The organism is Oceanobacillus aidingensis, assembly GCF_042654105.1.
Taxonomy (GTDB): Bacteria; Bacillota; Bacilli; order Bacillales; family Amphibacillaceae; genus Oceanobacillus; species Oceanobacillus oncorhynchi.
In genome coordinates this window covers 1-1,968 of record NZ_JBHSFT010000032.1, presented here as the reverse complement: position 1 = coordinate 1,968, position 1,968 = coordinate 1, and the positions used below count along the sequence as shown (strand labels likewise).

General features: G+C 41.6%; 1 protein-coding gene. It reads right to left on the bottom strand.

What is annotated here, in order from left to right:
• Positions 1 to 116 precede the first annotated feature (116 nt).
• On the bottom strand, positions 117 to 1,445 hold the full coding sequence (gene ltrA, locus ACFO3P_RS14560) for a group II intron reverse transcriptase/maturase (RefSeq protein ID WP_289585511.1): 1,329 nt from the start codon (positions 1,443 to 1,445) through the stop codon (positions 117 to 119).
• Between the last annotated feature and the right edge of the window lie 523 nt (positions 1,446 to 1,968).

Below are 1,968 nucleotides of genomic sequence, written 5' to 3'. Positions count from 1 at the left end.
CGCGCTTTCCCAGTCGAGTAAGCGGGAATTCAGTTCGATAATTGCTTGCTGAATTCCTCTACTCCTCCCAGAACCGTGCGAGCGGTATTACCGCACACGGCTCCTCCTATCAATATTTACAGAATATAGCTAAGATGCTTTCGAAGACTATATATATTTACTTTGATTCTTGGACTAATGAGTGGATACTTTTGTAAGAACCGTTGAAACTTCTCCCAGCTGAATGATTTCTTTTGACTTCTTCGATTCATCCACTTGAATAAAAGTTGTTTCACTTTATCCCAAAAGTTCTTCACTTCATATGCATTGTCCGTGATACAATAGTAATTGTAATAGCCTTGAAGCGCTAGATTGAGGCGCTCCATGATTAAACGAATATCCGTCGTCCGATGCATTTGAAGCCATTTCTTCTGACTTTTTAACTTTTCTTTGACTTTCTTGCTGCTGCTTTTGCGCTTGACTCGAAACCTTCCGTTTCGACTTCTGCTGCAGTAGTGTGTAAATCCTAAAAAGTCAAAAGTAGGTGGCTTCCCTTTCTTTTTACACTCGTTGTCTTTCCAGGCGTAGCTACCAAATGGAAGGATATTTGTTTTCTCTTCTGCCATTTCCAAGTGAAACTTGTTTAGTCGCTCCTTAAGCCTACGATAAAAGGTTTGTGCATCGCTCTTGTATTGAAAACAGCACACAAAATCGTCCGCATATCGAACCATGTAAGCTTGCCCTCTACTTTCTTTGCGAATTTTCTTCTCAAACCACAGGTCAAGTACATAATGCAGGTATATATTCCCAATAATTGGCGATATGATGCCACCTTGAGGAGTACCGCCTTCTGTCCGATAATATTTCCCTTCCTCCATGTAACCGCCTTTTAGAAAACGGCCGATAATTCGAAGTAAGCTTGGGTCATTAATGCGATGCGCCAGAAATGTCATCATCCATTTGTGGTCTACATTGTCAAAAAATCCTCTAATATCCACATCTACGATATAATTTGTATGTCGTTTTTCTATATACAGATTTAATATCTTTAGTGCGTCGTGACAGTTTCTTTTCGGACGAAACCCAAATGAACTATCCAGAAAATCATTCTCGTAGATGGCATTTAATATTTTGGCTATGCCTCTTTGAACAATTTTGTCTTCATGTTCTGGTATGCCTAAGGGTCTTTTCTTCTTTGTGCCCGTTTTGTTAATATACGTTCTTCTTACTGGCACAGGTCGATACTTTTTCCTTTTCATGCGCATCACTAAATCCTTGATATTATCGTCCAGATTGGCTTCATATTCTCCTTTGGTTACCTCATTAATACCTGTTGCTTTCTTATTCGGAAGTTCCTTGTGGCATTGTTTCAGATTTTCTTCATTTAGTAGATGAGCTAAGGATGTGAAAACCATATCCTTATTTTCTTTTGCTAATTCTGCTATCCTTCGCAGTTCAGTTTCCATTGATTCTCCACCTCCGTGTGTGGTCCATGTGTCCCTTTGAAGGGCATTGACAGGTGGTGACCTTTCCTCCATCAGCGTTACCCGACTTCATTGGTACTATGTCACCATCCGACTACCTTTAGGCATCTGGCTACCTCACTTTATTATCGCTTGTTCACCATTACCTTCCTGTTTGTACAGGAAAGACCATAAAGGTTCTCCCGAGTTGCCGTAATATATCCATGTGTAACGTGCCAAGGTCATTGACTCCGAGGAAGCTGAGATTTTCTTGCCGTTTATTGAAAACCCCAGTGTTGTCTTCTAAGCTCCTGAGCTTATCGACCTTCCTGTTTATTCACGAAATTTCGGAGCTCTATCCCTTCAACCGCTCTTGGCTTTCCGCCCATTACCTCACTGTCTACGCTTAAAAGCCTGTGTTACCACAAACCCTCCAAGACTCGCTACGAGTGAATGGCTAGTTCTTTCTCGGCGGGAATCCCACCCGCTATATATCACGACCTATGCTCGGTCGCTCCAGGAGTCT